Consider the following 26304-nt stretch of genomic DNA (forward strand, 5'->3'; position numbering starts at 1 on the left):
GGTAAAAAAAAGCCAATCAGCGTATCCGTGATTGGCTGTGTCTTTAAGGGATTAAAACTTCTTGTTTAAGGTCATGTACAAGTAGCGCCCTGCTGAAGAGTGAACACTGCTTTCATAGCCAAATGTGCCAGAGGTGAAAGGTGGTTCTTTGTCACCAATATTACGTGCACCTACGGTTAGTTTGGTGTTGTCTAGCAAGCTATTCTGTTCTTTGAACGAGTACGAAGCGTAGGCATCAACTGTAGACCAATCGTCGATTTGTTGATAAATCAAATCACCGGCATCATCAAAGTAAGATAAGAAGACGTTTTCTAGCTCGCTGATGTATTTGTACTTAACCCCAGCGCCCCAGTTGTCTTTTTGCCACTTAATGCCGATATTGCTGCGCCATTCGGGGCGACCATTTTTAGTGAGTAAATCACCAGCTGAACCAGGGATACCAACCGATTCACCATTAAATAGCACCGCTTCGTTACCACTTTCTTGGGCAGAGACGACCTGCTGAGTGACGGAGTCTAATCCTTGGTCGAACTGGGTTAAATTCGCGGCATTGGCGGTGAAGGTGAAATTGCCTAATTCAGTATTCATCTTGTAAAAAATGCTGTAATCGACGCCTTTAATTTCACGAGGCAGCAGGTTGGTATAGTCATTCGTAACATACAAAATTTCATTGTTTTCATCACGAATAACGTTGGTATTGCTGCCACCATTGGCACGAAGTAGCGTATCGTACAAAATCTGTGTTTGACTGCTTAAAATTCCTACTACGTCTTTTTGCTTTATGTGCCACCAGTCTGCGGTTAACGTTAGGTTTTTCATGGGGGTAAACACAATGCCAGCAAAGGTGTTGGTGCTGGTTTCAGGTTTTAAATCATCGCTACCATTACGAATTTCAAGGGTGCCTTGGCGAATGCCTGATATAGGATCAGAGCGGGTGTTTGAACGTGATACGTCAACCGCGGTCGTTTGCGGTAACCCCGGGGCTTTAAAGCCTTCGGCATAGGCAGCACGAAGCTGAACCATGTCATTAACTTGCCAAGCGAGGGATATTTTTGGCTTGGTAATATCACCTACGTCAGAAAAGCGTTCATAACGAGCAGCCAATTGCATGTTTAAGCTTTTTACCAGAGGTAAATCCGCTAGCAAAGGCACAGCAAATTCTACATACGTTGAAAACACATTACGACTCCCAGAAGAATCTGGCGTTGGGCTACTGCCTAGCACTGTACTGGCAAGAGCCGATGGATTGCCGGTGACCACATCAATAAAACTGTCAGTGCCATTTAGTGCATCACTGCGGGCGTCAGAAAAACTTTCGTAGCGGTATTCGATACCCACTGCCATGCCGACGTCCCCAGCGGGTAACGCGAAAATGTCAGGGCGGGATATTTTAAAGTCATACAGGGCGAGCTCGGTTTCTGATTCGCGCTCGATATTAAACATAAAGCTATCAATAACATCTTGGTCGTTACCTGTGTCATCGCCAATGTTTGGTAAGGTTAAGCTGCCACCGTTAAACAGGTCATAGGCTGTGCTTTGATCCGTGCTGTTCACTGCTTGCTGAAACAAAGTAGTATTCACTCGATTCGCCGAGTCTAGGGTATGCGCTTTTGAATAAAGCAGTGCGGTGTCCCAATCCCAATCTTGATAGTAACCTCGTATACCAGTTAATAAGCGGTAGGAGTAATCTTCAACATTGATCTTACGCGGTCCTGTATCAATAGGGCGATAGCGTCTAACGGTAATGTCTTCGCCGAATGGATTGTAAAATGCATCACTGGCGACAGTGAAGCGCTGAGCTGTTAAGTTTCCGCTTTGTTCGCGCAGGCGGTCAGCTTCAGCTTGGTAATACAGAGCTTCGCCATACAATTCGACTTCATCGGTCAGGTTATGGGTGAGTAATGCATATAAATTCACGCGACTCACTTCTGAGCTTAATGAGCGTTCTGAATTTGAATCGTAACGCAACTCACGATCTAAGCTGCCGCCGTCTGCGCATATGCCATTGCCAAGCGCTACTTCACACCCATCGAATGTATCTGGCTGAATGTGAAATGTGCCTAGGCTGTCTGAGCTTAACTCTGCCCAAGGCGTTGAAGTAGTGCGACCATCTAGCGAAGTATTGCCGACAAATTCAGGGTTCAAACCTGGATAATTACGGGTATCTGAACTGGCTGCATATTCTCGCTCAGATGCCATGAGCATGTCTTGCTCATACACGCTCGCGCTGAGTGTCAGGTGGGTTTGTTCGTTGTTAAAAAACCAGCCGCCAGAGCCAGACAAATTGAAGGTGTCTTTGTCAGTGCCATCATTTTTACCGTACTGGAACTGCAAGTCGCCACCGGTGTTTTTGTCTTTAAGAACATAATTAATAACGCCCGCTATGGCATCTGTACCGTATATTGCAGCGGCACCGTCGCGTAATACTTCGACGCGTTTAAGGCCGCGTACAGGTAGGGCATTTGAGTTGACTGTGGTAACGGGCACTAAGTCTTCTGCTTGGGTACCTGGGTGCAATACTAAGCGCCGGCCGTTTAACAGAGTTAAGCTATAACCCGTACCTATACCGCGCAGATTGACTGAGGACACATCGCCACGGGCATCGTTTACACCGCCCACAACTCGCTCACTGTTAAAGCTGACTTCTCCTTGCTGGGGCAATTCGGCCAGCAAATCTGCACCGCTAGTAATGCCTAAATCCTCGAAGTCTTCTGCACTGAATGTGCTGATAGGCAATGCGCCAGAGTCTTGGTTAACGCGGATATTTGAGCCCACAACTTTGATGCGCTCAACACTGGCTTCGCCGTCAGCCTTTTTTGCTGGTGTACCTGCCGCGCTTTTTACTGGCTCAATAGGTGCTATAGGTGCAATAGTATCTTGCGTACTGGAGCTTGATGAGGTGCTCTTGCTTTTGTCGCGAATGATAAACGTACCCGCAGAGCGTTTGACGAACTCTAATGAGGTGTTTTCAAGTAAAATCTTTAAGGCTTCTTCTACCGTTAGCGTGGCTGATATTCCGCGAGTAGTAATGTTTGGGGTTATGGCAGAAGAAAACAAAATTTGCGTTTCACTTTCCTCGGCGAGTTCGAGTAATGCCGCAGCGAGTTTTTGTGCGGGTATGTCAATGTTTTGTTGCTGTGTTTGAGCTGCAAAACTGCTCCCTGTTTGCAGCATGAGCATAATGCTGCAAGCGAGGGAGCTGCGTTTAAACGACTGATGTAATTTCATATGTGTGCCTCTATTATTATTAGAAATGACTGTTCCTATTAGAGGTATACGCAAGGCAGTAAATGATCCTCCACAAAAAGTGAAAATTAGTTTCTTGCGCTCAATTCTATGTACTCAGGATAGCGGTCAATCTCAACAGGTAGCGCTGCTTCTAGGGCGGACAAAATACTGTCTCCGTCTTTTAACTTAAATACCCCACTTATTTTTAGTTTGCCAAGAGCTCGATTTTGAAGGGTGATTTTCTTCAAGCGATAGCGATTAAATTCAGTGATAACATTCCCCAGCGGTTCATTGTTGAAACGAAATATCCCTTGTCGCCATTGTTGGTTGGCCAGCACTTCCTTAGAGGTTACATGGGTAATTACTTCACTGGTGCCGTTAAAAGCGCCGACCGAGCCTGCGGGGAGAAGGGTTTCTGCATCTTCAAAATCTATAGGCTCACGTGAAGGTATAGACGATGACAGTATTGCTACTAAACCTTCTGTCACCGATACTTTTAACGTTGCATCAGACTTTCGCACATTAAATTTTGTACCAATGACACGAATGGTTTTCTCGCCGGTGTTAATGCTAAATATCCGATTTTCGTTTTTCGCTACATCAAAAAACGCTTCGCCGCGCTCTAACCATACTCGGCGCTGTTGACCCGTGAAATCTATTCTAATCGCACTGTCGGTGTTGAGTGTTACGACACTGCCATCAGGCAAGCCCACCGTACTTAATTCACCTACGGCAGTGTGATAGATATTTGGCTTAGGGATAGACGCTTGATACAACGGCGCGGGGGCTGGGTTAGCTAAATACCACATCGCTAGCACGCTACACATTAAGCTTGCAGCAATGCCCGTTAACCAGTAAGCGTTTTTCTTTTTCTTCTTTGGTTGTGCAGTTTGAAACAGTTGATTGCTGGCGTCCCAAATGGCAAGCATAGAGTCAAACTCCTGCTGGTGCTCAGGAGACCTATCGCACCAAGCGTAAATTTGCATTTCTTCTTCCGCACTAAGCTCACCTGAATACAACCGGGCTACGTAAGTCGCTGCCTGCTTTTGTATTACTTCTTGATTCATATTGCTATTCATACGGGAGATACCTTCACTCTGATGGCAAGTAACGCCGCTGAAATGTACTTTTCTACTGTGCTGACTGATACACCTAATGCGTCACTGATTTCCCGGTAACTCATGCCTTCTACTCTGTTTAACATAAATGCCTGTTTGTGGCTGGTTTTAATCTCTGCTAATGCCGTCTCTATTTCCCGCAACTGCTTTCTGTTTTGCAGTGCTCGCTCCGGAGAAAATAAGGATGAAAAAATAGCCGTGTCTTGATCGCTTATATGGGCGTCTTTGCAGCGCACTTTAGCGCGGCGGTCACGGTCGATTAATATATGGGTGGCAATTTGAAATAGATAATTACGCACGGTATCCATTCTACCTGACAGTTTTTGAGGTAAATCGTCGAGCTTCAACAGGCGCTCATATACTTCTTGCATAACATCTTCACAATCGTTTTCACTCAATCGTGAACGTACACGAATAAACCGGCGCAATGCACTGCCATATTCATCGTACAGTTGTTTTACTAGCTGGCTGTTTTCATCTCTGGCAATGAGCTGCTTTTTTGCTCGATGTAGTTGGATGACTTTCACGCCTTACCCATTAAATAATCTCATGTTACTACGTATACGCAACGAAATTAAAATACCTCAATAAATCTCGGAATTACTTTTCTATTCGATGCAAAAATATTGATACTTTTACGCTAGGATAGGTCCACTCAGTGCAGCGCGATCTAACGATTAATCTACTAGGATGAGCAAATGAGCGATGAAATAAAGACATTAACCAGCACGGTTGTTTATGAAAATAAATGGATGCGCTTAAAAGAAGATGAAATTCGCCGCAGCAGTGGCAACGAAGGAATTTATAGTGTGGTTGAAAAACCCGACTTTGTTGTGATTTTAGCTGTTCAAGACGGTTTTATTCATTTAGTTGAACAATATCGCTATCCCATTAAAAAACGCTGTTGGGAATTACCCCAAGGCGCGTGGGAGGAAAACCCTGACGCTGACCACGCATTATTAGCAGCTGGGGAATTAAAAGAGGAAACTGGGTTGGTAGCAAACAAAATGCATTATCTGGGGGAGCAGTACTTAGCTTATGGATTTTGCAATCAGATGTACCATATCTATCTTGCCACTGATCTTACCTTTACCGAAATCAATTTGGATCCAGAGGAAGAGGGGCTAATCTCCAAAAAGGTGCGACTAACTGAGTTCGAACAAATGATTTTATCTGGTGAAATTAAAGACGCATCTACGGTGAATGCTTACGGGTTGGCCAAACTAAAAGGAATGCTTTAATTTAAATGGGCTAAATAACTTCTTTGCGATCACGTTTGAGATATCTCGCTAGGCGCTTTGATTGCGTCAAAAAAATCTTGACCTAAAGTGGACTTTAAGTGTCATGATGGTGTTTGTTTTATTCATAAGAATGTATGAAGGTTGTATAACGTTTTTACAAAGTATTGATAAGAAGTAGCAAGACTATTTAAGCGAAGTAATGGAGAAAATATGCAAGCAAGTTATTGGCATGAGAAGTGGCAAAAAGGTGAGACTGCTTTTCATCAATTTAAAGGGAGCCCTTTGTTAAAGGCACATTTTTCTGAGTTAGGATTACCTAAGTTGAGCCGTCTATTGGTGCCTCTGTGCGGTAAAACCAGAGATATTGCTTGGCTTGTTGCACATGGCCATCATGTGGTTGCCGCCGAGTTGCATGAGCCCGCTGTTATTCAACTGTTTAACGATATGGAAATTGAGCCCAAGGTCATGCATTTAGGTGAATTTGACCTCATTCATTATCAGGCAATAGTCGACGAGCTGAGAATTGATGTGTACGTGGGGGATATTTTTCAACTAAACCCAGCTTTGGTCGGTCGAGTTGATGGGATATACGATCGTGCAGCGCTGGTGGCATTGCCATTTGATATGCGTGAAAAGTATACATCACACATGCGCGAATTGACCGGTGCAGCTCCGCAATTATTGATTAGCTTTGATTATGAACAACATTTGTTACCTGGCCCACCTTATTGCGTAGATGCTGGTGAAGTTGTCAGCCATTATGGGGAGCACTATGATATTTCGCAGCTAGCAAGTGAAGATGTAGCGGGAGGGCTAAAAGGTAAGCTAAAGGCGAACGAAGAGGTTTGGTTGTTACAAAAATCTGAGCCGTAACATGACTCTGGGAGCCTTATCATAAGGCTCCCTTGGCAACTAACGATCTAGCGGTTCGAGCACGATGGTTTTAATGGGCTGATTACGCACACAGAGCTTATTGTGAGATATCTTCTGGCAATACCCGCTATAGAGCTTGGCCGTTTTATCGCCTGTTTCTTTCACGTATTCACATGATTCACGCAAGGCTTTCTCTGTGCACGCCAGCTGGGCGTCTTTATCAATGTGGCCTTCGTGAGCAATGGTTGCTGCCGAAATAGTATATAGCACAGTACATAAAACAGCGATTAACGACCTTGAAACCAGCAGTACCTGATGCAGAGTCTTTGGTTTTATGTTTACTACTAGATTAGTCATTCGCTACCCAACCATTCGCCTTGCTCGCCGTGAAAACAGCCAATAAACATATTTTCACCTGGGCTTGCCACATGATAGTGGTAGCCTCTTGCGTCATCCGTGTGACCTCGGCACTCGTCTAAGTCCGTTTCTTCGAAGCCACTGGTGTCTAACATGGCATAAATACTGTAACCGTCCAGTGCGTACCCAATCTGGTTGGCATGTCCATCTTCTTGGTCAACACCAGTAGAGCACCCCGTGGCAGCGTGGTAATGATAGCCATCAAACGGGTTAATATGTCCACCACAATCGTCAAACGCGGCGATCGTGTAGTTGCTCAATATGGCATCTACGGGGGCTTGGGCCGCTAAGATCACGCCGTTCAACGACACCCCCATATTGGCATTGACATAACTGGGGTTAGATAACGGCACTGGTGTAACTGGTAGTAAAACGGTTTCACTCACACCACCGCCGTAATAATCCAAATCACATTGCACGCAGTAATTTTGATATGCTGGGTCGACATTCGGTCGAGCAGCGGCTTCGCATGCCTCTTGAGTATCAGTGATATTTACTTCACCTGTGCTCAAATCATATAGCTGCCAGCCATCACCGTAAAGCTGGTCTAAATTACTGATAAATTCACCGTCTATGTCATACACCTCACCAGAGCCATCAAACCAAATACCCCCTTGGGAGGCATCAGAGGTGATTGTGGGTGGGCAAAATGGGCCTATTTCGTCAACGGCGGGCTCGCCCGCTAGAGTAATGCGATAACAGGTTGTTTGAGTACCGCCCGATAATGTGCAGCTTTGTGTTGTGATGGACTCGACAACCGCATCGTCGAAGAAGAATAAGTCGCTAGCAACAACTGTTGTATCGGTTTGTGTTTCGCTATCGTTGTCAGCGTCAGCGTCAGCGTCAGTGTCAGTGTCAGTGTCAGTGTCCGAGCCGGAGCTAGTGGTTGCGCTATCGCTCGTTGTATCCGTTTGTGTGTCGCTGCCGCCGCACGCATAGAGTGTCAATGCTAGAGTGAATAGCAAAATAAGATGGGTGTTGCCTAGGGTCGTATTCATGGCTTGTCTTTTTTTGTTAACCAGCTCTCACTGTAAAAAAATAAAACGCAGAAACGGTGCAGTTATTAAGGATTTAGTGCGCAAAACGAGGTGTTGCGTGCTAACAGACTTTGCTGCGTGTTCGGCAATATGCCTTTTACATCAGTTTATAACCAACGCCATAGACAGACTGCAAAATAGGTTGCGGGTCATTAGCAAGTGCGACTTTATTGCGCAGGTTTTTCATGTGGCTGTCGATAGTACGATTGCTCACAATTCTGGCGTCTTCATAACAACTCTGCATCAGACTCTCTCTAGAAAAAACCTTACCTGGTCGACTCATCAGTGTTTTGAGCAGGCGAAACTCAACGGGGGTAAGCTCGGTCACTTGCTCATTGATGACACACTCAAAGCGCTCAATGTTCAAGCTGATATGTTTGAAGGTTAAAATACTTGTGTTAAATGAAGATGAGGGCGCTGTAAGGGCGGATCTGCGCAAAATGGCTTGTATTCGCGCTACTACTTCTCGCGGCGAAAAAGGTTTACAAACATAGTCGTCAGCACCGAAACCCAAACCCATCAACCGGTCAATTTCATCTACCCTAGCGGTGAGCATAATAATCGGCACTTGCGAAAATTTGCGCACGTCCTTGCATATGCTTAAACCGTCTTTACCGGGTAGCATTAAATCGAGGATGACGCAGTCAGGCGTTTTCGTTCTGATGGCATCTTCCGCTTCATCACCACTATGAATGACCTGTGTGGCAAAGCCTTCTATGGTCAGAAAATCGACCAGTATCTGGGCGATTTTGGGCTCATCTTCTACGATCAGTATCTGTTGTTGACTGCTCATATTTTATCCTTGGTTAACCTAAGCTCAACGCGCGCACATAGCCCCCCTAGGGTTGACGGTGACGCAGTAATACTGCCTTTGTGGGCAATAACGATATTCTTGCATATGGTTAGGCCTAATCCAGCTCCTGCAGCAGAGCGATTTCGTGAGGTGCTTTGCCGGTATAATGGGTCGAATAATTTGTCACAATCCTCTTCCGGTACACTGGGTAAAGTATCATTGATCTCGAAGACTGCCGAGTGGGCATTCTGAGACAGCGACACCTGTATTTCACCGCCTTGTTGAGTGTACAAAATGGCATTGTTTAGCAGGTTGATAAATAATTGCTCAATTCGTTGAGGGTCCGCTAGGCAGGTGACCTTATCTTGGATTTGAGTCGTTAACTGTAACCCTTTTTGCTGGGCTTTGCTTGCCAAAGCACTGCACACGTTATGGCAAATTTTGCTGATGTCGATTTGGTTAAAGTGGTACTTCAAGCCGCCTACGTCAGACAGAGAGAGTTGATAGAGATCGTCCACCAATCGATGCAATAGCAAAGCTTCTTGCTGTAAGGATTCAATCTGCTTAGGCCCAAACGGTCGAATACCCGCTTCCAAAGCATCCAGCTCGCCCAGTAAAATAGTCAAGGGAGTGCGTAGTTCGTGGGAAATGTCGGCAAACCATCGATTTTTTGCACTGCGGTTTTCACTTAATATATGACTTAAGCCATTTAAGTTTCGCATGAGAATACCCAATTCATCGGCTCTTGTTGGGTTCAGTGATAGGTCATAGTGACCTAGACTTAAACGCTCAACACCATGGATGACTTGTTTGACTGGCGAAGTCAGCTTTGTGGCCAGTAACCAAGATGCGATCCCTGCCAAAAGCAGGCATAACAGACCAATAGCAATGCTAGCATACCGTTGCTGTGTGGAAAATGACGAGGCGAGCTCGCTTTGGGGCACCGAGTCTAACCAGCTGCGTAGCTCACCGACTTTCTCACCTTGTAAGTAAATACTGAAACTGACCATATCGTTTGCATCTGAACGAGGTTTTGCTCCCACTAACCATTTACCTTGGGGGTCAAATAAAGCCGTTGGCGGCGCGGCATCTTGCCGGTTACGTCTAGGGTGAGGCGGAGCAGCCCGATTACCTGGAGAGTCTAGATCTTTGCCTAGATGCCTTAGGGGGCTGGGTTGATGCAACGCGGGTGGGCGACCCTTAATATGCATCGCAGGAGTGCTCGCATAGTGCTCTAAGCCGGATTTAATCACAGCGTCCCATGTTTTATCACGTGAATAAACTGCGCTAAGGGTGACACTAAGTTCTCCCAAGCGCTGCTGCTCTAGGCCTGCGACAAAATCAAGAAACCCTTGGTCAAAGCTCCAACGAGCAAGCCCTAAGGTGATTAGAAGAGTGATGGCGGTCAAGCCTAAAAAAGATAAGAAAACTTTACGGAATATATTCATCGCTCAAGTATACCTGTACAAAAGTTCGCTTCACCAGTGAAGGGCAGCAATTTAACCGACTTCTCCATGCAATCTCCACTATTTCTGCACATTTGCTTGATACTATTTGTTGTAGACTAAATCTGGAGTAAAAAAATATGCCATCATCAAAAATGTTTATCGTCGCTAGTGTTTTTGCACTTAGCAGTCTTACAGCATGTGCACAAGAAGGTCGTGGGCAAGGCGGCGAGCGCCGCCCGCCTCCTGAAGCATTTGAAGCCTATGAAGGACAATCAGAGGGTGACTCTGTCAGCGTAGAAACCAGACGAGGAGACTCAATGAGTGCGACTTGTCAGATGATTGACGACTCCTTGGTTGCCGTACCTGATAAGGACAAAAGAGACTAAGGCGTTAAAATTTCAACCTAAAAAAGGATAACTGAAATGCAAATAAATGCAGCTAATCAATCCATGAACCCGCTGGCATCGTCAGATGTTGGTCGCCCAAAAGGGCCGCCCCCACCTCCGCCAGAAGGAGGTGTACCACCAGGCATGGAGTCTGCTGTATCGACTTTGTCGAGTGAAGAGCAAAATGCTGTCACCGATATGTTGTCCAGCTTGAGCAAGGATCAACAGTCATCATTGAAATCACAGTTGGACAGTTTACGTGATAGCGCCAGCAGTATGTCTGAAGATGAACTTGGCGCAGCATTTAAAGATATGCTGACGTCGTTGACTGGCAACCAGTCGAGCACATCATCCGTTAATCAAGTGGATACCTACGCGTAAATATGAGTATTGCGCAATAGCGTTAATATGTTGCGGCTAGACTCAGTTTTATAATCCAGAAAGGCGCGAGTAATATCGGATTTTCACCGAATTATTTGCGCTTTTTTTTCATTGTAACTGCGTAATAACAAATAAGTACGTACACCAACGCCATCCTAGTAGGGCAATTATTTAATGGCATAGGTATTACCAGCTTATGCGCCTAATACTCGCTTTGAATCCGTTAAATAATTGCTCGGTCATTTGGCAGCTCTGCTTATCCATAAACTGAATAGTTAACTGTGCAGGTTGATAAAACTCCTTAATGCTGCGGGTCTTCTGACTACTGCTTTGCACTGACGTGACACCAAATGCTTCAGAGACTCTTTTGCCACTTTGGTTTTCTAAAATGGGAACGAGGACATCCTTGACCAAATCCGATGCTATCTGTTGGCAGAAGACGATATTGTGATAATGCTCCTTATATCTCAGGCTAAGGCCAATCTGCTCGCAGATAATTTTGAGTTTATCGATGCTAACGGACGTCGTGTTGTCCGTATCGTCGTTCACGTAAATCAGAGAATAATCAGAGCGCTTAACGGCATTAAAACCATCATCGGTTGCAACTAAGTTGCAAAATGTTCCGATTTGGGACAGTAATTCTGGCAAACCATCTTCCTCTGAGAACGTTCGGCCTTGGTTAAGCGCGTTAATGCGCCGTTGATCTAAATCGACGCCTATTACCCTGTGCCCAATGGCCGCCATGCAAATAGCCGAAAGTGCACCTTTATGGCCAAGACCAAACACACTAATGCGCTTGCTATTGCGGCACTTTGGTAGTTGATAGCCTTGCGCGCTGCCGTCACTGAAGGCGACGATGCGATTAAAACCACGGGTATTGTCTACTGCAAATTGTGGTTTGTTGCTATAAGAATAGGCGTGATGATCATGTGAATTATCGAACCGCTGAGAATCAAACATTTAATTGTCCTTATATTAATAATGTTGTTCCCAAGTAACTTGTTAGGTGCAACATTCATTTATTCCCAAGTTAGCAGTTCTTGTTCCAATCTTTATATATATAATTATATCAATAGCTTATGTGTGGTTTGTAATGCGTGCGCGTGCTCGAATGTTGCATATTTAAGACAGAATTACACGCAAAGGTAGACTAATTTACGTTGAGGTTAGAGGTCAAAATCGACTATCTTGGAATGGAACATTATTTGTTAGTCAATGTTGGCTAGTTGTCGAGAATGTAACGCAGCGGAGAATAGCTTATGAAAGGCATTATTTTTGTAAAGTTGAATCAGTTTGTTGATGAATTATGGGGCGATGAGTTTTGGGACGAATTGTTGCAAGATGCAGAGTTACCCAGCGACGGCATATACACTTCGGTTGCGACCTACGATGACGCAGAACTGTTTACCCTAGTGGGTTTAATCATGGAAAAGAAGGGCCTAACAGGCCAACAGGCTCAGATGGCGTTTGGCCAATGGATGTTCAAACAATTATTAGAAGCCGCTCCTCCAGAAGCGCATAAATTTACCGACGTATTCAGCTTTCTTTATGGGGTACAAGACGTTATCCATGTGGAGGTGAAAAAGCTGAATCCAGAAGCAATTTTACCAGAATTCGAGTTTATCGAAGAAACAGAGAACTCTCTGAGTTTTCATTATCTCTCTCCGCGAAAAATGTGTTACTTCTGTGAAGGGATAATAGAGGGTTTGGCTGATCACACAGGCCAAAAAGTGGCAATTGAACAAACAGAATGCGAGCACGAAGGCGACGCACGATGTGTGATAAAGGTTACCAAAGTTGGCTAAGTCAAACGAGGAATTAGAGGCAAGGATCGCCGTTTTAGAGCGTAAGATAGAGCGAGAGAAAAAAGCGCGAGTGATGTCTGAACAGCACTTAGAGGTGCACTCTCGCGCACTCTATGAAACCAATCAGTCGTTGCAAACGTCCTTGGCGATGGCCAAGAAAAAGCAAGCTGAGCTGGAGTTTTTACGCCAAACCTCAGGTGACGTCTCCTCGGATATATCCTTACAAGAGCTGATAACGAATACGGTGGAATTGACCGGGCAGTTTTTCTCGGTGGAATGTGGCATGTTTATCGTTACACAAAATGGACAAGCGCTAGAATCTAAAGTTGATAATATTTGGCGGGCGCCAAATGAGTGGGTCTCTGACAAAGCATTTCTAAAGCAAGCGACGCAGTTTTTACCCATTCAACAGCAAGAATGCTTGAGCATGTGGTTGGTCTCAGCTATTGATGAGCAATCTAGCCACGCATTGTCCGGATTCAAATGGATCGTGTTTGTTAATTTTGAGTTACTAGGAAATAAAATTGCATGGCTGGCGTTTTTTAGCCGGGCGGAGTACTTAGACGAAGAAGCGCTTTCTGTGCTCAGCACCGCCAGAGAACACCTTTTAAGCGGCATCACGCGGCGCATTACTGACGTTAGCATTCGAAAGCGCACGGTGGAATTGCAAGACACCGTTAATCGGTTAGAGCAGGCTAAGAGGCAGCTGATCCAATCAGAGAAGATGGCCTCTTTAGGTCAGCTTGCGGCTGGTGTTGCACATGAAATTAATAATCCTGTGGGTTTTATTCGTTCGAATTTAGAGATGCTTGAAGAATACCTACAAGATTATCAGCAACTACATGAGTTAATTTCAAAGCAAATTGGTATCTCGGGGCAATTGGATGCAGCTCAATACCAGTCGTTATGTGAAAACATCGACTTGGTTTACATACAGCAGGATTCTGAGGACTTACTGGCTTCTAATTTAGAGGGGCTTGACAGAGTTAAAGAGATCGTAGAGAACTTAAAAACTTTCTCTCACAGCGGTGACGGCAAGTTAGACAAAATAGATATTAAAGCGTGCATAGAAGGCGCACTCAAAATTGCGTGGAACGCCCTAAAGTATGAACACATAGTAGATAACTTGTTGCCTGATGATTTACCAGAAGTACTTGGGAACATAGGGCAGTTGCAACAAGTTTTTGTGAACTTATTTGTGAATGCCGCTTACGCTATGTTAAAGGGGGGAAAGCTAACGATTAAATCAAAACTGACCCCTAGGGTATTATTAGTAGAGGTAATTGATAACGGCTGTGGTATGGACCAAAAAACCCTAGACCAATTGTTTACACCGTTTTTTACCACTAAGCCTATAGGGGTAGGGACAGGCCTAGGGTTGTCGGTGTCATATGCTATTCTCGAATCGCATAACGTGCATACACAGGTTCAATCTACAGTAGGTAAAGGGACTCAATTCTCACTTAGTTTTCCTCTACCTCAGTAGCGTCTGGCGCGGTTTCTGCGGGATGCACATGGATAGCAAAAGACTGGCTTTTTTGCTTTTCATAGTTGGCAAGATGGCGAATGGAAGCATCAGAAAAGACATGGCCTTTAGGCAGCACCAATATGTGATTTTCCGTCAGAATATCTTCTTTTAAACGCATACCGTCTCGTAACTCGTTGACCTGTATTGCCGCCGCAATAAACTGGCCACTAATGATGTCTGAGTTTTTGATTAAAATATCGAGGACTTTTGCGGCATATCGCAGTCCACGGTATTTCTTCAACTCATTTATTGCTTCACTATTGGACAGAGGCGTTTTACCTATACGCCCTAATTTATAGCGCCAGAAATCCCTCGCGACTGCTAAAATTTGTGCGCCTAGGGGGATTTGCTCAAGACAAAGCTTGTTAGGACCAGTGCCATCTACATACTCGAACTGACACGTAATAATGTCTAATTCGTCTCGAAGATGAGTTGCGGGACTTAAAATCTGTTCAGCAAATTTAGTTTGGTGCATAAAAATATCTTGCTGATTGTAATTAAGCTCGCAAAAAGGTTTAGCGTAAAGGGCGGTGTCTAATCCTAATAATCCGATTTCGCAAAGCAATGATGCAAAAGTAACTTGGTTGTGCTCTTTTTCAGGTAGAGACATTTGGTCGGCAATTTTACCCGCTAAATGGCTCACACTTTGTGCAAACCCACCATCAAGATGGGGATTAATACTGATGAAATTATACAGGACCCGCTGGGTGGCATGGGTATTACGCTCTAACTTGCGCATCGCTAGAATTATTTGTTTGCTGCGCAGTTTTACTTTTTCATCTAAGTTGTGATTCAAATCCTTCAACAAGGTATTTTGCTTGTTAACTAGGCTATTTAAACGCTTGTTCTCAAGCTTAAGCTTAATTTTTGCCAGCCCGTCGTTGACCGTGGTAATGAGCTCGTTGTTATCCCATGGTTTTTGCAAGTAACGGTCGATGTCTCCTTTGTTTACGGCGTCAATGGTTGATGACATATCAGAATACCCCGTGAGCAGGATACGATAGCAGTCGGGAACAATGTCAGTACTTTTCTGCAAAAACTCGGCGCCTGACATATTTGGCATTCTCATGTCTGAAACAATAACCTGAACGGTTTCTTGTTTGAGAATCTCTAAAGCTTGTGCACCACTTTCAGCTGTGATCAATTTGAAATCTTGTCTGTGAAGAACCCGTTTGATGGCTTTGAGAATATTGACTTCATCATCGACACATAAAACCGTAAAAGTGGTTGTTTCGTTTTCAGATAAAGTTTTCATATACTTACTCCTATTTTATGGGTTGCAAGAGGCGTTACACGGCTTCTGTGGGTAGGGTGGCTGCGGGCAAGCTTAAGGTAAAGCGACTGCCTTTATGTTCTTCGCTAAATACACTCAGATCACCGCCATGCTCTTGAGCGATGCCAAAGGAAATGGCTAAACCAAGTCCCGTGCCTTGCCCTTCGGGTTTGGTTGTAAAAAAGGGATCAAACAAACGGTTTAGGTTTTCTGCAGGAATGCCATGCCCAGTGTCGCTAACCACCACATAAACCACATCATGATGATAATAGGTTTCAATGGTGATGACGCCTTGTGGGGCAATACCTTTTGAGGCGCTACTTTGCTGGACGCTATCTCGTCGACTGATATTTTGTTGGGAAGTACCTTGTTGGCCAATGGCTTGACCAGCATTGATGAATAGGTTGGTTAGCACCTGACAAATTTTACCCACATTGATGTCAACCTGAGGCACGTCTTGCAGGTGCGTGACGATGTCGCAGTGATACTTAAGTTCATTGCTGACCATACTCAACGTGGTTTTAACACAGTCATTGATATCAAAACACTGACGCTCTTTACTGTCAGCTCGAGAAAATTGTTTCAGTCCTGACACGATGTCTATAACCCGAGTTAGGCCTTCACTCGATTCACTGATTAACGCTTGAATGTCTTCTTGTATAAACGTTAAGTCTTCGCTTTGAATAAATGCGATTAAGCTGTTTTGGCACTTTTCGCGCTCTTCACGCGATTCGCTTGATTGCCAATCTGTGATTTGTTGGCCAAGCTTGATGTACACATCTGCGTACTCTGAAAGAGACGTTAAGTTACTGTTTACAAAGCCTATTGGGTTGTTAATTTCATGAGCTACCCCAGCTGCTAATTGCCCAAGAGAGGCCATTTTTTCTGCTTGTACTAGTTGTTCTTGAGTACTTTTTAGTTCGAAGTTGATAAGGCTTAGTTGCGCATTTTTATCTTCAAGTAGCTGTGTTCTTGCTACCACTCGTTTTTCCAGTGTTTGATTTAAATGCTCTAGTTCTTGTTGATATTTTTTTACTCGGACGGATTCCGCTTCTAGGGTTTCGACCATTTGATTGAACGCATGGGCGACCTCGCCAAGCTCGTCGTGGGTTTTTATTGCAATGCGGGTGTTGCTAAAATCACCCGAGAGCACGCTTTGCGATATTTTTTTCGCCCCTCGTGTGAGTAGACCAAGTTGCCGCGTTAAATAATGACCTAATGCATAGGAAAATAGCGCAACAAGAATCAACTCGACAATGGCGATCGAGGTAGTCCATTGTTTTATTTTTGCGATAGAAGTCACAGCGTGACTTGTACTCATGCCGATTTCTACGCGGCCGTAGGTTGTTTCACCCTCAATAATGTCGGCGTACGTGTCAAAGATACCATCGGTGACGTCAGACATATGCTCATCTGCGTTGAATGCTCGGGCCAATGCTGGAGCGGAGCCTTTTTGCGATAAAATACCATCAGTGCTGCTAATGACGCGGGCATACTCAATTCCAGGATTTTTAAGTGCTTCAGAAACAAAATCATCCAATGACGCAAGATCGTACGACAGCACTGCGTCTTTAGTGGTGGTTGAAAACAAGGTCGCTGTGGTAAAGGCGTGCTTTACCAAATCGTTGTTCACGGCTTGGCTAAGAAACGTGACGGCTGTAACAATCAACGAGAGCAACAACACGGCCTCTATACTGGCAATACCAATAATTGTTTTTCGACGTAAAGACATGTGCTGCTCCCGCTGCGACGTACAAGGCGTCCGTGTGTTAAAAAGCCTGCTAAAGCGTATTAATGCCCAAGGCTCGAATATCATCCCAATCACTGTCTTTTGCGTGTTCAAATGCGCCAAAATTAATGGCTTTCAACAGCGCTCTTCCTTGTTCTGTTTCGTGCAAGCTGAGGAGGCTCTGCTGTACTTTTTCACGAGACAGGGTTGACACCTTTGCGCCGCTAGCAATGGCATGAGGGGTATGCGCTTTGGTTTTCCATAGAATTCTTAACTTATCCCTGACTTGAGCAGGCACGTTATTAAATGTGCGCATAATTCCCCCCCCAGCAGGCAATAAGCCCCGTGCTACAGCAAGGTAAACTGAATCGTGAGAGGATACGTAGCGGCTTTCAATCGGAATATTTTGGGCTTGTAAGTCAGCTTTAGGCAAAAGCGTGGCAGCAAATGCCGCAGGGGCGGGAAATGCCAAAGTCATGTTTTCTAACTGTTGCAGGGTCGTGATAGGGGAATCTTGTTTGACCACAATGATCCCCTGAATGAATTTGTCTTTTTGTTTAGCCATGGCTTTATAGCCAGCGGTGTGGTTGTAAACAATAAAGTGATAGGGATTCATATATGCAAAATCGTAATCCCCTTGGCTCAAACGTTGCTCAAATGTAGGAATATTCGGTGCGGTAGTAAAAGCTAAATTTACCCCACTGGTTTCACTTATTTGCTTTAAAAGTGGTGTCCACAACTTGGCCAGCTTTTTCGCTGATTGTTGAGGCACAACAGCAAAGGTTAATATTTGTGGTGTCTGCTTTTCCGCGGCCAATGTTGGCTGTGTGGGTAAAGCGCAGAATAAAAAAATACAGCTTAGAAAACGTTTTTTCATCTTGTACTCCTATCAGTGTTCAAAAAGCGAACAAAAAAATAATCGGAAAGAGACCAACAAGTATTTCGCTTGAGGTTATTTAACTAGCAGGCTCTCAATCGTGTTGAGTAATTCTTTGTTTGAGAATGGTTTTGGCAGTGACATATCAGCGCCCAAATCTAACGCCTGTTGACGTTGCTCTTCTCCTAGGGCTGAAATAATTAGTATCTTCAACGATTTATCGTCGTAATCATGGCGTGCAAATTTAACGATGTCGTAACCGTTAACCCCAGGCATGCTCAAATCGAGTGTCATTAACTGTGGCTTGAAACTGGTCAGCAACGCACCTGCCATAAAAGGGTCTGTTGCAATAACGCTTTTGAAACCGGCGCGAGTGGTTACACGGCTAATGGCTTTTGCCACTTGTAATTCATCGTCAACTATCAATACGCGTGTTTCTTTTGATTGAAAATCAGCAGGGATAGGTAGCTCGTTATCTTGCAAAAATGCGAGAAAATCTTCTTCTTTGACGCGGTTATTACCGCCGCCAGGCAGTTTGTAGCCTTTGAGTCTGCCGCTATCAATCCAGCGGATAACCGTGCGCAAATTAACGTCACAGTACTTCGCTATTTCACCGGAGGTTAATGTTTTCATTGATTTCTCTTGGCTGACATTACGTATGACTAGTTTATACCATTTATGACTAAAATGACAAATAGGACTAAAGTGTAATATGTGACAATGACGACATTGTGTAATTATTAATCTCACAAATTTAACGTTATCTGTGATGGCAAGGAGTTTTCGATGGGAAAGTTTATGTTGCGAGTGTTCATAGCACTCAGTGCAGTACCCAGTGTAGCGATTGCCAGTGATCTGGATGTATTTGGCAATATGATTCTGAGATACGAACATGAAAGCCAGCACAATAATTTGCCAGACCGGGAGCGTCTACGCTTGATTGCCCGTTTAGGGCTTAAGGGCGACATAAACCAGCATTGGTCAGCTCAGGGGCGCTTGAGCACAGGACTAAAAAATAAGCAGAATGTGCCGGCGATCACTATCGCTAAATTTAATACACAGCCTCAGCCAGATAACGACGTGTATGTAGAGCGCCTGTTTATGACTGGCAAATTTAATCTAGGAAAATCCAGCCAAGCTCAGCTTTATATCGGCAAAATTCCGTGGCAATCGAAGCAAGTTACTGACATATTTTGGGATAGAAATTTACACCCTATTGGCGTTCATCTGAATTATCAGTTCAATGAACAGCATCAACTGCAATTCGCATCACTAAAACCTCTGGATGGGAATAGCGATGTAATAGGTTTGATGCACATCATGCAATGGAATATGAACTATGATTTTAGAGGGATAAAGCTGAGGATTTCACCTTGGCTGGTGGACTACCACGGTCAGCAGGGCGCAAGGTATGCGAAAAAAGACACTGAGCTAGATAACCGTTCGATACGCTTGTCTACGAGTGTTAACTATAAAGGATATAAATTGGGCGTAGATGTGGGGCATTCGCTGGAAAGCTTCTCACAGTTTGACCAGTTTAATGATCAGAAAACCAGCCTTGCTGTGCAATTTAGCCAAGGTACCTTAAAGCAAATGGGCAATTATGCTTGGCATATAAGGTACCTGCGGGTCGAACGTTTTGGTGTGATTAATGAGTTTGCACAAAACGGCACCGCTAGGTTTGCTACCTCAAATTTGCAAGGGTTTGATATTAGGTTGCGCCGAAAAATGAACCATAACTGGTGGTTAGGTGCCCGCGTGAGCGACATTAGAACCATTAAAGGCAAAGACGAACAAGGTGTTCGAGTTCGAATTGAGGGGCAGTATCAGTTTTGAACATTAACTCGATACAACTCAGTAATTCATTACTTAGTATTTTATTGCTCAATACTTCATTACTTAACACTGTCTTAATTAACATTATAATGCTTAGGGGCTTACGCAAATGAACAGCCAGCAATTACATGCCACTCCAGCAACAGGTAAGCTTTTAGTTGTGGACGATGAACCGAATATTTTATCGTCATTAAAACGCTGTTTAGTGAAAACGCCATTTGAAGTCTTTATGGCCAATAGCGCTCAAGAAGGGCTAGCGATAATGCAAGAGCACAAGATTCAAGTGGTGCTGTCGGATTTTCGCATGCCACAAATGTCGGGTGCTGAGTTTCTTGAACAAATTAAGCAACATCACCCTGATGTGATTTCCATGGTACTCAGTGGTTTTGCAGATTTTGATTCAGCTATCGGGTTATTAAACAGTGGTGCGGCACACAAATTTTTGCGCAAGCCTTGGAATAACCAACAGTTAATAGAAGAAGTCGACGGTGCTTTTGTTGAATATCACGCCAGAAAAATGAATCGGCGCGTATTGGAAGGCGAGCACAATCCTGAATATTACGCTTTTGAACAAGCGGTGCGCGACCAGTTTGAGATGCAACAAGAATTTTGCCTCGTGTCGCTGAAAATTAAAGATTACGACTATTTAGAGCAACATGCTGGACCGGGGATTTTTACCGGACTGCTAACTGAAATTAGAGGACTAGTCAGTAGCGAGCTGCCACAAGGCAGTAAAACGTTTGCCTTTGACAGCGGTAAGATTTTCATCATCATTCCTGATTTTGAAAGTGAAGAGGTGATCCGTCGTCGTTTATCAGCCATTAATCACAAATTAAACGAGCCCAATACCCAGCGGAAAGGCTGCGTGAAAATAAACTGCGTTATGGGGTACGCATTGGCCCCCACTGATGGTGAAGACCCAAGCAGTTTAATGGAAAACTTACGGTGTGCGTTTTCAGTCGATAATTCAGACAGAGAAAGATTATGCCGCTTTGATTCAGCCTTGCGTGATTTGCAACAACGCCAGCTTAAAATAAAAAACTCCATTAATGGTGCGCTACGTGATAACCAGTTCTTCTTACACTTTCAGCCGAAAGTGCACTTACCCGATCAGCAAATTGATAGCGCAGAGATCCTTATCCGTTGGCAACATAATGAATTAGGATGGATCCCGCCCAATGAGTTTATCAACCTGAGCGAACTAGATGGGCAAATTGAGCAAATCGGAGAATGGCTGATAGATCAAAGCGTGAAAAAAATTGCTGAGCTTCACCATTTTACTCCTGACATAAAGCGTGTAGCGATAAACATTTCCTCGAGACAGCTCGCTAATCACAGCGTAGTGGAGCAATTCGAACATCTATTAGATAAGTACGCATTGCCGCCGTCACTCATTGAGCTGGAAATTACTGAGTCATGCTTGATCCAAGATTTTGAACAAACGTTGGCGATTTTATGGGAGCTTAAAGAGCTTGGAGTGAGTATCGCTATGGATGATTTTGGCACCGGATATTCTTCTTTCGCTTATCTGGCAAAATTACCTATTGATGTGCTAAAGCTAGATAAAGTACTGGTGGATGGTATTGAAGGCTGCAAGGAGATTCAGAGCATGATTGGCGGTTTGATTGCTATGTGTCATGAATTAGGTATTGATGTGGTTGCTGAAGGGGTTGAATTGGAGGGGCAAGTTGCGTTACTGAAGCAACTCAACTGTGATTACATTCAAGGGTATTATTTTAGTAAAGCATTGCCCAAACCTGAGTTTGAAAAACTGTTATTACAACAGCCGTTTATGCACTAATATTTGCTATGCACTTGGGGGAGGTCTATCAACACTAATACGGCGCCTTGACCACCCCATTCCAATGGTGCCTGATGAAAGCCTTTTACGCTGGGGTGCTGAATCAACCAGTTTGGTACATTCTTTTTCAGCACATAACTGCCGATACCATGGACGATACAAACACAGTGGTAATGTTGTTTTTGGGCCGCGTAAATGAGGGCGGCAATTTCTAATTTCGCCTGTTCTTTATTCAACCCATGTAGATCTAAAATGAGGTCAGGTGGGTATTCACCGCGACGTAAACGTTTCACTTCAAAAGAGTCGGCCCCGGGCTGCACGTATTTGAGTGGCTGTTGGCTATCAAAGTGACCCTCAAATCCGTCAGAGAATTGAAAAGTTGCATTTCGCTGCTTAACGTCATTAAGGCGATCGAGCTTTTTAGCTAAATCCGCGGATTTATGCTTGCTGGAAAGGCGTTGAGGCGGTATTTTGTCCTGCTTTATTGGCTTTACATCAGTAAACTCACTTCGAAATAGTGCCGTATCAGATGGTTCAGGGGTGGGCGTTTTTTTCATAGCGTTGAATAGCGGACTTGATGTAAGGCAATCATTACGCTTAGTTTAGCAAAATCTGGGTAGTGAAACTACGTAGAGCAGTTGATTAAGCAAAACAAATTTTAGGGTGAAAATGAATAACAGCGTGGATACAGAACAAGCCGTGAATGATTTGCACACAATGCTGGATATGGTGCGTTGGTCGGTCAGTCAATTTAATCAAGCCGGTTTGTTTTATGGCCATGGTACTGATAACTCTTGGGATGAAGCGGTGTGTTTGGTGCTACATACCTTAAATTTGCCCCAAGATATGCTGCAACAAACAGGTGAACAGTTGTTTCAAGCTCGCCTAACCCAGACCGAAAAGCGTGATATCGCAGCACTGGTTCAGCGCCGAGCAGAAGAGCGGATCCCGTTACCGTATTTAATGCACCAAGCATGGTTCTGCGGCTTACCATTTTATGTTGATGAGCGCGTATTGATACCGCGTTCGCCTATTGCTGAGTTGATTGATGATAAATTTGCGAACTGGGTATCAGCACCTCCTACGCATATTCTCGACCTGTGTACCGGCGGTGGCTGCATCGCTATCGCGTTGGCATACGCGTTTGAAGGCGCGACAGTGGACGCGGTTGATATCAGCCCTGAGGCGCTTGAAGTAGCTGAAATGAATATTAATGAGCATCAATTGAGCGATAGAGTATACCCTATTCAATCCGATTTAATGGCCGCGCTAGAAGGGCAAAAATACGACTTAATCATCAGTAATCCGCCCTATGTTGACGCAGAAGACATGGCTGACTTACCCGAAGAATTTCATCATGAGCCAGAGCTTGCATTAGCCGCAGGCGACGATGGATTAGACTTAGTGCATAAAATGTTGCGCCAAGCACCAGCGCATCTAACTGACGACGGTTGGTTATTTGTTGAGGTAGGTAATAGCCAGTTCCATATGGAGCATGTGTACCCTGACCTAGCGCTGCAATGGGTTGAATTTAACCGAGGTGGTCACGGTGTGTTTGCAATCAGTAAAAGCGATTTAGAGGCATATTTTGCCCAATAAATGACGCAAGCATATCTTAAGCAATTATTATTAAGTATTAGAAACTACCGAATACGAGGAATATAACACTATGGCTGGCAATACCTTTGGCAAGCTCTTTACTTTAAGTACCTTTGGCGAGAGTCATGGCATTGCTATCGGCGGTGTTATCGATGGTTGTCCTCCTGGTTTAGAAATCAGTGAAGCGGACTTACAAGTCGATTTGGACAGGCGTAAACCAGGTACCTCACGCTACACCACAGCACGACGTGAAGAAGATGAAGTGCAAATTCTCTCTGGTGTGTTCGAAGGTAAAACCACGGGTACCAGTATTGGTTTGCTGATTAAGAATACCGATCAGCGCAGTAATGATTATTCAAAAATCAAAGATACGTTTAGGCCTGGTCATGCTGATTACACCTATCAGCAAAAGTACGGGTTACGAGATTATCGCGGGGGAGGTCGTTCTTCTGCACGTGAAACCGCAATACGGGTGGCCGCAGGTGGGGTAGCAAAAAAATTCCTTAAGACCCATTTAGGGATTGAGGTGCGGGGATATTTATCACAGCTCGGTCCGATTAAAATCGATAAAGTGGATCACAGTGTCACTAACACGAATGCATTCTTTTGTCCTGATGAGAGCAAGTTAGAAGCGTTAGATGAATATATGCGTGACCTAAAAAAACAAGGTGATTCGATTGGCGCGAAGGTGTCTGTGGTTGCGACCAACATGCCAGTAGGATTGGGTGAGCCCATTTTTGACCGCCTAGATGCTGATTTAGCCCATGCCATGATGGGCATCAACGCGGTAAAAGGCGTTGAAGTGGGGGATGGTTTTGCCACGGTTGAACAAAAGGGCAGTGAGCATCGTGATTTAATGTCTGCTGATGGTTTCAAATCAAACCGTTCTGGGGGCGTGTTAGGCGGTATTTCAAGCGGCCAGGATTTAGTGGTGCATATGGCGCTTAAACCTACGTCAAGTATTAGCGTACCGGGAGAAAGCATTGACATTAATGGCGAAGCAGCAGAGGTAGTCACTAAAGGACGTCACGACCCGTGCGTGGGTATTCGGGCGGTGCCTATAGCTGAAGCCATGATGGCCCTAGTGTTGATGGATCATTATTTACGTCACCGCGGCCAAAACGCGGATGTGCAATCGATCACGCCAGTTATTCCTGCCCAAAGTAAATAAGCGGTTACGTGGTAGCGACTCAGGCAGCATTTTCCAGGGGCAATCTGGTGATGCTGTCTTTAACTTTCTTTTTGTATTTTGGTCAACTCGGTGTACTGGTCCCTTACCTAGGCGTCTTCCTTGACGGCCGAGGATTTAGCTCACAAGAGATCGGTGAGTTATTTGCGCTTATTACCCTGATGCGCATCATCGGGCCAAATTTGTTTGCTGCTTTTGCTGACAAATCAGGCAAGTCTCTGCGTATTTTACAGTTCGGCGCGTTTCTTACTTTTGCTACATTTTGTTCCATCTTCTGGTTAAACAGCTTTTGGGGACTCACAGTCGCGTTTGGTCTGATGATGCTATTTTTTACCGCGATCGCACCGCAAACGGAAGTGATTACCCTGGGCAGTGTGCGTGGAGACGCGACAAAATATAGTCATGTGCGCTTATGGGGAAGCATAGGGTTTATTGTACTGACAGTGTTGGCCGGTAAGCTTATCGATGTGTTCTCGAGTGAGGCGCCTATCTATATTAGTGGTGCTGTGCTGCTAGGATTGTTTTTGGTCACGCTTGGCCTAAAAGAAGCGAGCGCTAGTGAGCGCACGCTGACTGGCGGTGAATCGATTTGGAAAAAAGTGCGCACGAAAGTGTTTATTGGCTTTATTGTGTCCTCGACGTTGATCCAAGTAAGCTTTGGCCCTTATTACGGTTTTTTTGCATTGTACGCCAGAGATTTAGCTTACACAGGCCAGGAAACGGGAGCCTTAATCGCCTTAGGTGTGGCCGCAGAAGTGATCATATTTTTACTTGCTGGGAAGCTGATTAGCCGCTTTGGTGTTAAGAGGACGCTGTTAGTCAGTATGCTTCTTACTGCATTACGCTGGCATTTGTTGGCTGTTGCTGCACAGCATTGGCCTGCATTGGTGGTCAGTCAGATGCTCCACGCATTTAGCTTTGGGCTGATACATGCCGCTTCAATTAACTTTATTCACCATTATTTTGGTCATCAGTTTCGTAGCCAAGGTCAAGCTTTATACACCAGTATCGGATTTGGCGTAGGGGGAGCGGCAGGTAACTTCGGGGCTGGATTGATATGGGATCAAGGGCAAGGGGCCGAAATCGCTTTTACAATCGCCACCGTATTCGCGTTATTAGGTGCTGGCATGGTCGCCTTTATTCCTAGCCGGTATATGCCAAAATAGTGACTCTTTGGGCGCGGTGGTCTGTGCTGTTTCAAGCCTCACTATTAACATGATTTTTACATGTGTCTGTGAGCGTATGTAATTGATTTAATATCGATAAAGAAGAGCTCGTAAGACCAGTGAAATTGATAATAATGGTTGACGTTACTGTGAGGGGTGTTATTCTAATCGCGCTTGAAAGTACGTTTGATATTTATGCACACTGTTTCGATGTTCCATTGTAGTACCTCGTCTTGTATATCATAAGTAATAGCAACACGCTTCAGCAAACCTCGCCTTGAAAAAGGTTTTTTTATTACTCTTGAAAATTATAGGAAAGACTATGTCTACTACTACTGGTACAGTTAAATGGTTCAACGAATCTAAAGGTTTTGGTTTCATTCAGCAAGAAAATGGTCCTGACGTATTTGCTCACTTCCGTGCAATTACTGGTACTGGCTTCAAAACACTAGCTGAAGGCCAAAAAGTTGAGTTCACTGTAACTCAAGGCCAAAAAGGTCCTCAAGCAGAGAATATCGTAGTACTTTAATTCAAGCTTGCTTGATTAAATACGAATTCCAAAAAAAGGCAAACTTTTAG

General features: G+C 44.5%; 25 protein-coding genes. 12 read left to right on the forward strand and 13 right to left on the reverse strand.

Annotated features, from left to right (window positions below):
* Positions 1-51 precede the first annotated feature (51 nt).
* The 3 genes from GMES_RS19630 to GMES_RS19640 all read right to left on the reverse strand — a co-directional run bounded on the left by GMES_RS19630 (position 52) and on the right by GMES_RS19640 (position 4873).
* Complete coding sequence (locus GMES_RS19630) at positions 52-3228, reverse strand: TonB-dependent receptor (RefSeq protein ID WP_006994558.1); 3177 nt, start codon at positions 3226-3228, stop codon at positions 52-54.
* Positions 3229-3314: 86 nt separating this feature from the next.
* A complete protein-coding gene (locus tag GMES_RS19635; RefSeq protein WP_006994559.1) occupies positions 3315-4307 on the reverse strand; it encodes a FecR family protein in 993 nt (330 codons plus the stop codon).
* Complete coding sequence (locus tag GMES_RS19640) at positions 4304-4873, reverse strand: RNA polymerase sigma factor (protein WP_006994560.1); 570 nt, start codon at positions 4871-4873, stop codon at positions 4304-4306. The genes GMES_RS19635 and GMES_RS19640 overlap by 4 nt, the downstream gene beginning before the upstream one ends.
* 171 nt (positions 4874-5044) lie before the next feature.
* Here GMES_RS19640 and GMES_RS19645 point away from each other — a divergent pair, with 171 nt between their 5' ends.
* Together GMES_RS19645 and tmpT are read left to right on the forward strand one after the other, a co-directional pair.
* Positions 5045-5587, forward strand: a complete 543-nt coding sequence (locus GMES_RS19645; protein ID WP_006994561.1) for an NUDIX domain-containing protein — start codon at positions 5045-5047, stop codon at positions 5585-5587.
* A 210-nt stretch (positions 5588-5797) separates the two neighbouring features.
* The gene (tmpT, locus tag GMES_RS19650; RefSeq protein WP_006994562.1) at positions 5798-6460 is read left to right on the forward strand and encodes a thiopurine S-methyltransferase; all 663 of its coding nucleotides are present in this window, start codon (positions 5798-5800) and stop codon (positions 6458-6460) included.
* Between the two features lie 39 nt (positions 6461-6499).
* Here the strand turns inward: tmpT and GMES_RS19655 are convergent, their stop codons facing one another.
* The 4 genes from GMES_RS19655 to GMES_RS19670 all read right to left on the reverse strand — a co-directional run bounded on the left by GMES_RS19655 (position 6500) and on the right by GMES_RS19670 (position 10155).
* On the reverse strand, positions 6500-6817 hold the full coding sequence (locus tag GMES_RS19655; protein WP_153811092.1) for a hypothetical protein: 318 nt from the start codon (positions 6815-6817) through the stop codon (positions 6500-6502).
* The gene (locus GMES_RS19660) at positions 6814-7875 is read right to left on the reverse strand and encodes a YHYH protein (protein ID WP_006994564.1); all 1062 of its coding nucleotides are present in this window, start codon (positions 7873-7875) and stop codon (positions 6814-6816) included. Before GMES_RS19660 ends, GMES_RS19655 begins: the two co-directional genes overlap by 4 nt.
* Before the next feature lie 136 nt (positions 7876-8011).
* Positions 8012-8707, reverse strand: a complete 696-nt coding sequence (locus tag GMES_RS19665; protein ID WP_006994565.1) for a response regulator — start codon at positions 8705-8707, stop codon at positions 8012-8014.
* Positions 8704-10155 carry an ATP-binding protein gene (locus GMES_RS19670; protein ID WP_006994566.1) on the reverse strand — a complete coding sequence of 484 codons (1452 nt, stop codon included), beginning with the start codon at positions 10153-10155 and terminating at the stop codon, positions 8704-8706. The genes GMES_RS19665 and GMES_RS19670 overlap by 4 nt, the downstream gene beginning before the upstream one ends.
* A gap of 137 nt (positions 10156-10292) precedes the next feature.
* Here GMES_RS19670 and GMES_RS19675 point away from each other — a divergent pair, with 137 nt between their 5' ends.
* Together GMES_RS19675 and GMES_RS19680 are read left to right on the forward strand one after the other, a co-directional pair.
* The gene (locus GMES_RS19675; RefSeq protein WP_006994567.1) at positions 10293-10541 is read left to right on the forward strand and encodes a hypothetical protein; all 249 of its coding nucleotides are present in this window, start codon (positions 10293-10295) and stop codon (positions 10539-10541) included.
* A gap of 36 nt (positions 10542-10577) precedes the next feature.
* Positions 10578-10922, forward strand: coding sequence for a hypothetical protein (locus tag GMES_RS19680; RefSeq protein WP_006994568.1), 345 nt, complete (start codon positions 10578-10580; stop codon positions 10920-10922).
* Between the two features lie 186 nt (positions 10923-11108).
* On the opposite strand, the gene GMES_RS19685 is transcribed toward GMES_RS19680, so the two are convergent.
* Complete coding sequence (locus tag GMES_RS19685) at positions 11109-11882, reverse strand: Rossmann-fold NAD(P)-binding domain-containing protein (protein WP_006994569.1); 774 nt, start codon at positions 11880-11882, stop codon at positions 11109-11111.
* A 299-nt stretch (positions 11883-12181) separates the two neighbouring features.
* On the opposite strand from GMES_RS19685, the gene GMES_RS19690 reads away from it, so the two are divergent.
* The gene (locus GMES_RS19690) at positions 12182-12727 is read left to right on the forward strand and encodes a heme NO-binding domain-containing protein (protein ID WP_006994570.1); all 546 of its coding nucleotides are present in this window, start codon (positions 12182-12184) and stop codon (positions 12725-12727) included.
* On the forward strand, positions 12720-14213 hold the full coding sequence (locus GMES_RS19695) for a sensor histidine kinase (protein WP_006994571.1): 1494 nt from the start codon (positions 12720-12722) through the stop codon (positions 14211-14213). Before GMES_RS19690 ends, GMES_RS19695 begins: the two co-directional genes overlap by 8 nt.
* On the opposite strand, the gene GMES_RS19700 is transcribed toward GMES_RS19695, so the two are convergent.
* The 4 genes from GMES_RS19700 to GMES_RS19715 form a co-directional block, all read right to left on the reverse strand.
* Complete coding sequence (locus GMES_RS19700; protein WP_006994572.1) at positions 14191-15510, reverse strand: response regulator c-di-GMP phosphodiesterase, NosR family; 1320 nt, start codon at positions 15508-15510, stop codon at positions 14191-14193. The two genes, GMES_RS19695 and GMES_RS19700, sit on opposite strands and share 23 nt — an antisense overlap.
* 34 nt (positions 15511-15544) lie before the next feature.
* Complete coding sequence (locus GMES_RS19705; protein WP_006994573.1) at positions 15545-17260, reverse strand: sensor histidine kinase; 1716 nt, start codon at positions 17258-17260, stop codon at positions 15545-15547.
* A gap of 49 nt (positions 17261-17309) precedes the next feature.
* Entirely contained in the window at positions 17310-18134 is an 825-nt protein-coding gene (locus GMES_RS19710; protein WP_006994574.1) for a phosphate/phosphite/phosphonate ABC transporter substrate-binding protein, read from the reverse strand.
* Positions 18135-18209: 75 nt separating this feature from the next.
* Positions 18210-18767 (reverse strand): response regulator, encoded by a 558-nt coding sequence (locus tag GMES_RS19715; protein WP_006994575.1) that lies wholly within the window; start codon positions 18765-18767, stop codon positions 18210-18212.
* 153 nt (positions 18768-18920) lie between these two features.
* Here GMES_RS19715 and GMES_RS19720 point away from each other — a divergent pair, with 153 nt between their 5' ends.
* Together GMES_RS19720 and GMES_RS19725 are read left to right on the forward strand one after the other, a co-directional pair.
* Positions 18921-19970 (forward strand): putative porin, encoded by a 1050-nt coding sequence (locus GMES_RS19720; RefSeq protein WP_006994576.1) that lies wholly within the window; start codon positions 18921-18923, stop codon positions 19968-19970.
* Positions 19971-20079: 109 nt separating this feature from the next.
* Positions 20080-21771 carry an EAL domain-containing response regulator gene (locus tag GMES_RS19725; RefSeq protein WP_006994577.1) on the forward strand — a complete coding sequence of 564 codons (1692 nt, stop codon included), beginning with the start codon at positions 20080-20082 and terminating at the stop codon, positions 21769-21771.
* Here the strand turns inward: GMES_RS19725 and smrB are convergent.
* Entirely contained in the window at positions 21768-22328 is a 561-nt protein-coding gene (gene smrB / locus GMES_RS19730) for an endonuclease SmrB (RefSeq protein WP_006994578.1), read from the reverse strand. The genes GMES_RS19725 and smrB overlap by 4 nt on opposite strands.
* A gap of 112 nt (positions 22329-22440) precedes the next feature.
* Here smrB and prmB point away from each other — a divergent pair, with 112 nt between their 5' ends.
* The 4 genes from prmB (at position 22441) to cspE (ending at position 26254) form a co-directional block, all read left to right on the forward strand.
* Entirely contained in the window at positions 22441-23370 is a 930-nt protein-coding gene (prmB, locus tag GMES_RS19735) for a 50S ribosomal protein L3 N(5)-glutamine methyltransferase (protein WP_006994579.1), read from the forward strand.
* Between the two features lie 70 nt (positions 23371-23440).
* Positions 23441-24541 carry a chorismate synthase gene (aroC, locus tag GMES_RS19740; RefSeq protein WP_006994580.1) on the forward strand — a complete coding sequence of 367 codons (1101 nt, stop codon included), beginning with the start codon at positions 23441-23443 and terminating at the stop codon, positions 24539-24541.
* Between the two features lie 8 nt (positions 24542-24549).
* Entirely contained in the window at positions 24550-25725 is a 1176-nt protein-coding gene (locus tag GMES_RS19745; RefSeq protein WP_081974929.1) for an MFS transporter, read from the forward strand.
* 322 nt (positions 25726-26047) lie between these two features.
* On the forward strand, positions 26048-26254 hold the full coding sequence (cspE, locus tag GMES_RS19750; protein WP_006994582.1) for a transcription antiterminator/RNA stability regulator CspE: 207 nt from the start codon (positions 26048-26050) through the stop codon (positions 26252-26254).
* The last annotated feature ends 50 nt before the right edge of the window (positions 26255-26304 follow it).

Origin of the sequence: Paraglaciecola mesophila KMM 241 (genome assembly GCF_000315015.1) — a bacterium.
GTDB classification, from domain to species: Bacteria; Pseudomonadota; Gammaproteobacteria; order Enterobacterales; family Alteromonadaceae; genus Paraglaciecola; species Paraglaciecola mesophila.